This window comes from bacterium (assembly GCA_024228115.1).
Taxonomy (GTDB): Bacteria; Myxococcota_A; UBA9160; order UBA9160; family UBA6930.
In genome coordinates, this window is the sequence record JAAETT010000696.1 from 1 (window position 1) to 5,959 (window position 5,959).

The 5,959-nt window shown below is 65.0% G+C and carries 7 protein-coding genes; 3 read left to right on the plus strand and 4 right to left on the minus strand.

Going from position 1 to position 5,959, the window contains the following annotated elements; genetic code table 11:
- Positions 1-197 precede the first annotated feature (197 nt).
- Complete coding sequence (locus tag GY937_28890) at positions 198-935, minus strand: YafY family transcriptional regulator (GenBank protein ID MCP5060732.1); 738 nt, start codon at positions 933-935, stop codon at positions 198-200.
- Positions 928-1,089, minus strand: a complete 162-nt coding sequence (locus GY937_28895; GenBank protein ID MCP5060733.1) for a hypothetical protein — start codon at positions 1,087-1,089, stop codon at positions 928-930. The genes GY937_28890 and GY937_28895 overlap by 8 nt, the downstream gene beginning before the upstream one ends.
- Before the next feature lie 231 nt (positions 1,090-1,320).
- Here GY937_28895 and GY937_28900 point away from each other — a divergent pair, with 231 nt between their 5' ends.
- Positions 1,321-2,130, plus strand: coding sequence for an SDR family oxidoreductase (locus tag GY937_28900; protein MCP5060734.1), 810 nt, complete (start codon positions 1,321-1,323; stop codon positions 2,128-2,130).
- Positions 2,131-2,149: 19 nt separating this feature from the next.
- Here GY937_28900 and GY937_28905 read toward each other — a convergent pair whose 3' ends face one another.
- Together GY937_28905 and GY937_28910 are read right to left on the minus strand one after the other, a co-directional pair.
- The gene (locus GY937_28905; GenBank protein MCP5060735.1) at positions 2,150-2,758 is read right to left on the minus strand and encodes a DUF937 domain-containing protein; all 609 of its coding nucleotides are present in this window, start codon (positions 2,756-2,758) and stop codon (positions 2,150-2,152) included.
- A gap of 4 nt (positions 2,759-2,762) precedes the next feature.
- The gene (locus GY937_28910) at positions 2,763-3,884 is read right to left on the minus strand and encodes a nitronate monooxygenase (protein MCP5060736.1); all 1,122 of its coding nucleotides are present in this window, start codon (positions 3,882-3,884) and stop codon (positions 2,763-2,765) included.
- An 89-nt stretch (positions 3,885-3,973) separates the two neighbouring features.
- Between GY937_28910 and GY937_28915 the strand changes: the two genes are divergently transcribed.
- The gene (locus tag GY937_28915; GenBank protein ID MCP5060737.1) at positions 3,974-5,197 is read left to right on the plus strand and encodes a cytochrome P450; all 1,224 of its coding nucleotides are present in this window, start codon (positions 3,974-3,976) and stop codon (positions 5,195-5,197) included.
- Positions 5,198-5,203: 6 nt separating this feature from the next.
- Positions 5,204-5,941, plus strand: coding sequence for a hypothetical protein (locus tag GY937_28920; GenBank protein MCP5060738.1), 738 nt, complete (start codon positions 5,204-5,206; stop codon positions 5,939-5,941).
- Positions 5,942-5,959 lie beyond the last annotated feature (18 nt).

Sequence of the window (5,959 nt, forward strand, 5' to 3'; positions counted from 1 at the left end):
CGGGGCGGGGGGCGGCCAGCAAGGAAATAAAGCGCAGGCATCTCCAACCGGTGAGCGTGCGCACGTTCGCTAGCGGCGAAAGCCGCATAAGCGAACCCGCGTCCAGGTGGAACGCGGTCTCCCATGCCCCGGCCGAGCCATTCCGCGCTGGCCGCCCCCCGCCCCGCGATCCGCCACGAGAAGCGAAGCGGCCCCCTTCAGCGGTCCAGCCCCGGAGTCCGAATTCCGCGTGGCGGAGGGGCGCCCCATTCCTGGCCTGCGGCTTCGGTCTTCGCCAGGTATTCCTTCAGGCTCGGGCCGTTGGTGGGGTCGAAGCGGCGTCCGGTGCGATCGACGGTCTGCATCCGGTCGGGCCGGAAGCTGCGGTAGTCCTGACGGAGCTCGCACCAGGCCGCCAACGTCCACTTGCTTCCCCAGAAGTAGAGGCCCAGGGGACGAACGTCGCGGAGGCTCCTCTCACCATCCTCTCGGGTGTATTGGAGCTGCACGATCTCGGTCTCACCGATGGCGCGACGAAGCAGATCCAGGTGCTGGGCCCGGGCCGCGGCACCGGAAAAGCCAGGTGCAAAGAGCGGTGCGTGGAGAAGGGCTTCGCGCAATCGGGGCGGGATCACCGCCTCGATCTTCGACACCGCGGATGCCACGGCCTTTCCAAGCTCGGCATCCCCCCATGCGGCCACGATTCGCGCGCCCAATGCCAACCCCTCCAGCTCCTCGGTCGTGAAGGTGAGAGGCGGGAGTTCGAAGCCCCGATCGAGCCGATAACCCACGCCAGCTTCACCGCGAATGGGAACACCGGAACGCTGGAGATCCTGGACATCCCGGTAGAGGGTGCGCTTGGAGACACCGAGAGCCTCGGCCAGCTCCTGGCCGGTGGCAAAGCGGCGGGCCCGCAGGGTCTGGATCAATTGGAAGAGTCGGTCGGCTCTACGCACCTGCGGCCTCCTTCTGAAACGCCAGGCTCATCGGGCAGAGACGGCGCCACGCCACCCACGACGCGGCCACCTCCAGGATCGAATGGGAAACGCCAGCCCACGAGTTCGGCTCCGAACCCACGCAACGGATCCTGCTCTCGCTGCGTTCGCGCACGGCTCCGTCTCCCTTGTCTTCTGCCCATCTCGGCCCCTTCCTGTTGGACGACTCTCTCGATGCGCCCATCCTACGGAAGTGCCACTGACATCATTATGGCAGTAAGTATCAAAGGGAAGCCTTTTCGTAGCGGCTAGCTGACATTGGATGACAACAAGTAGGTCCCCCGCGGGGCTGGCGCAGGGTTTTCCGGCTGTCATCCTCCTCCGCTCCAGAAAGAGGAGTCCGGACATGGCGCGTGTACTACGAGATGGAGCTTTCGAGGGTGAAACCCATATCGTCACCGGTGCGGCCCAGGGTATCGGTCACGCCGTTGCGACCGCGCTGGCCGAGCACGGCGCCCAGGTGGTGCTCGTGGATCTCGATCCCGGCCGACTCACCGAAGCCCGAGACGCGATCGCGCCTCTGGCGGCGGTCGCGCCGATCGTCGCGCCCGCCAACGTCGCCGATGAGGACGACGTGAAGAAGACCGTCGCCGCCGCACTCGAAGCGACCGGGGCGATCAATGGTGTCGTCAACGTCGCGGGCATCACGCGGGATGCCCGCATTGCGAAGAAATCCTTCGACGATTTCAAGGCAGTCGTCGCCGTGCACCTCCATGGCACATTCCTCTTCACCCGCGAAGTCGCCGCCCAACATTGGCATCCCCTGTTCAAGGCGAACGGGAACGAGCCCCTCGACGACGGCGTGAACCGCTTCATCTTGAACTTCTCATCGGTGAGCGCCCGCAATGGCAACGTCGGGCAGGTGGACTACACCGCCGCCAAGGGTGCGATCGAATCCGTGACGAAGACCACGGCCCGGGAGTTCTCGAGCTACCGTGCCCGCGTCAATGCGATCGCCCCGGGGCCGGTGCGGACACCGATGCTCGCCGCTGTTGGCGAAGAAGGCGTTGCCGCCATGGGGCGGGCGACACTGACAGGCAAGATTGCCGAGCCCGAACAGATGGCATCGGTCATCTGCTCCCTCGCAGACCCCCAGATCTCCGGTTACATCACCGGCGAGATCCTGCAGGTCAACGGCGGGCTGTATCTCGACTAGCGGGGACGTTCCTTGCGAGCTAACGCCGAAAGAGCCGGCCCAGCAGGCTCTTGCCTACGTTGAGGACGCCCTCGTCCACGCGCCCGTCACCATCCATGTCGAGCAGATTGCCGAGCGGTCCGAAGCGCTCGCCGAGGGAATTTTCCGCGTGCTTGGCGACCTGGCCCAGCTCGTAGCTGAGTTCCTGGGAGCCCATGCGATGCTCCTGCTGCGCCTTTCCGAGCGCGCCCATCACCAAGGGCGCTAGAGCGGCCAGCAGTTTCGAGATCGTGGCGCCGTCGAGATCTGAGCCACGGCCGATCTCGCTCTCGATACCGCCGCGCTTGCCGCCGAGCATATGCCCCAGGATCGCCTCGCCGATCGAGTTGCCTCCGCCGCTTCCACCGGCAAGCGCCCCCACGAGATCGTTGAGAATGCTGCCATCGTGGCCGGTTTCGAGGGCTGCGAGCAGCGAATCGGCTCCCTGCGGAGCCGACACGTTCCGATTGAGCGCGCCGAACATCGCGGGCAGAGCGGCCCGCGTGGCATCCGCCGTCGCGCCCTCGGATGCCCCGACCTGTCGGGCCAACGCCTCCAACCCCTTGCCCTGGGTCACCTGGCCGAGCAGTTCATCGAAGATTCCATCCATGGCTTCAAGCCTCCCCTTGGAGATTCGTCAAACGCTCCACGGCGTCCACGTACTCCTCCACCATCTCATAGATCACATCCCGGCAGGAACGAATCTCGTTCATCTGTCCCACGACCTGCCCGACCGGATTGAACGCCACCTTCTGGGCGGCATTCGCGTACGTATGAACGCGCTGGATCGCCTCGGTCGTCACCATGCCTTGGAGCGGCATCCCGAGCGGCTCCGGTGTGTCATCGCGCTCCCAGGCGTCGGTCCACTCGTTGCGCAACATGCGGCAGGGTTTGCCGGTGTAGGAGCGCGAGCGCACCGTGTCCTGGCTGGTCGCTTCGAGATAGGAATCCAACTGGGCGGGAGACGCTTCGGCCTCCTCGACGGTCAACCACAGGGAGCCCGTCCAGACCCCCTGGGCGCCCACCGCCAATGCCGCAGCCATCTGGCGACCGGTTCCGATGCCTCCGGCGGCGAGCACCGGCGTCGGTGCAACGGCCTCGATGATCTGCGGCCACAACACCAGGCTCCCGATCTCGCCGGTGTGACCACCCCCCTCGGTGCCCTGGGCGATGATGATGTCGATGCCCGCATCCCGGTGGCGCTGGGCCTGGTGCACCTTGCCGCAGAGAGCCGCGACCATGCGCCCGCTTTCCTGTACCCGCTTCACGACATCCGGCGGCGGCGTCCCCAATGCGTTTGCGATGAGTCGCACCTTCTCGTGCTGCAACGCCACATCGAGCTGTGGCGTCGCCGTGGCTTCGGTCCAGCCGAACATCTCGGAACGCTGCTCTCCGGGCGGGATTTCGGGCACCCCGGCATCGGCCAACAACTTCGACGCGAACTCCCGATGTTGGGGCGGAACCATCTCGCGGAGATGCTCCTCGAGCTTGGCCGGATCCATCTCGCCCATCCCCTCGTATTTCTGGGGGATGACCAGGTCCACGCCGTAGGGCTTGTCGCCGATATGGCTGTCGATCCAGTTGCACTCGATCTCGAGTTGCTCGGGGCTGAAGCCGACCGCGCCGAGGACACCAAATCCGCCCGCTTGGGAGACCGCGACGACGACGTCACGACAATGCGTGAAGGCGAAGATCGGGAATTCGATTCCCAGCTGCTGGCATAGATCCGTGCGCATGAATGGGCTCCTTCGGGGTGGGGAAGAATACCCGATGTCGACCACGACCGTGCATGGTCTATGCTCGCGTTCGCGCCTTTGGAGTTACCATGACGAATCCCCCCGCCCCTGCCCCTTCCTGGCACGGCATGGACCCCACCCTCGTGGATCCGGAGCGCCAGGAGAACCCTTTCCCCGCCCTGCGGGAAGTCCGCGAGCAATTTCCCGTGCACGAAACCCCGGCCGGCCTCTGGAGGTTGTTTCGGTGGGATGATTGCATGCACCTCCTTCGCGAAGTGCCCGCCGGCGTCCGCCGAACCGACGGAACGGCCCCTGGCAACGCCATGGGTGGCGCCAACTCGGGCGGTGGCCAGTTCATGCTGCAGCAGGATCCGCCCGCTCATACCCGGCTGCGAAAACTCGTCAGCAAGTCCTTCACACCGAGAGCCGCTGAGAGCTGGCGCCCGCGGACCCGGGAGATCGTTGCCGGGCTCATCGAAGAAGCCCTCGACACAGGCGAGTTCGACGTCATCTCGGGCCTGGCGCTGCCCGTCCCCTCCCAGGTGATCTGCGAGATGCTCGGCGTTCCCACGGAAGACCGCGACCGCTTTACCAAATGGACCAGCCTCGCAACCCACATGTTGCGCGGGGATTTCCTGCCGGACGATGAGCGCCCGCGAATCGAAGCCGGTGTCGGTGAGCTCGCCGCCTACTTCGAGGCATTGATTCAAGAGCGGCGAGGCGACCTGCGCGACGACCTGCTCTCTCAGATGATTCGTGCGGAAGAAGAGGGAGACCGGCTATCCAGCGACGAGCTGCTGGTTCACGCAATGGGCTTGCTCATCGCCGGTTTCGAAACCACGATCGGCTTGATTGGCCTCGGCGCAAAGAACTTCGCCGATCATCCGAAGCAAGCGGATGCATTGCGCAGCGAGCCCGGCCTCGTTGGCAACGCGGTAGAGGAGTGCCTTCGCTACGAGGGACCGATCGGCATGACCACTCGGGTCCTCCACGCCGACGCCGAATTCGGCGGCTTCCTCATCCCGAAGAACACCACCATCTGGGCTTCCCTCTGGTCCGCCAACCATGATCCCGAACGTCACGCTGATCCGGATCGCTTCGATGTAACGCGGGCAGACCCGACACACCTCGGCTTCGGTGCAGGCACCCATATGTGCCTTGGCGCACACCTCGCGCGGATGGAAACCCAGGAGGCCCTCGGCGCATTGATCGGCCGGACAACCAAGCTCGAGCGTGTGGATCCCGTCGTAGCATGGGGGCAGTCGATCTTCCGGGTTCCGGCGAGCATCCCGGTACGCATCGTCGCCGCCTAGACACGGGTGGTCTACGGGAAGTCGTTCTTCGAGCTCCAACTCCAGTTCTCGCGCAAGGTCGCTTCACTTGCCGGCCAGCCCCTGGAGCGGGTCTTGTTCGACTACACGAACCTCTACATCCGGTTCGGTCTGGGCCGGGAGCTCGACCCTGCGGACCCCTCATGGCAGGTGTACCTGGCCGGTCTCAGGCAGTCCAGTGAACCGGAAGAGTGGACCTATCGCTTCTACATGAAGAAGCCCGAGGTCGCGACGGCACCACCGATCGAAGCGGAATTCGGATGCTTCTCCTACGCATTGCGCGGCGATGCCGAGATCAAACTCCACTTCCGAAACACGGACCCAGGACACCCCTCCCCGCTCGGGATCGACCGGCTGGAGCAACGCCGGGAAGAACTCCGGGAACTCACCAGGCACGTTCGGCGGACACATCCCGAGCGCACCCACGTGATCGGAGCCTCCTGGCTCTACAATATCGAAGCCTACCGTCGGCTCTTTCCGGCTTCATATCTGGAAACCGCACGTCCGGCGGGCCCGCTCTTCCAGCGTATGTCCTTGTGGGGGCAGTTTCTCGACCGGCGGGGCGAGACGAAAGATCTCATGACCCACCCGTTCCTGGATCGTCTAGGGCAGCAATCGAGCCTGGATGGCCTGGTCGACTGCTTTCCGTTTCAGGTGCTTCTCGTGAAGGCTTCGATCGACGCGTTCCTCGAGAGTGAGCCCGCGCCAGGATCGGCGGAGACCTGAGCGAAGCGGGCCGCCGCC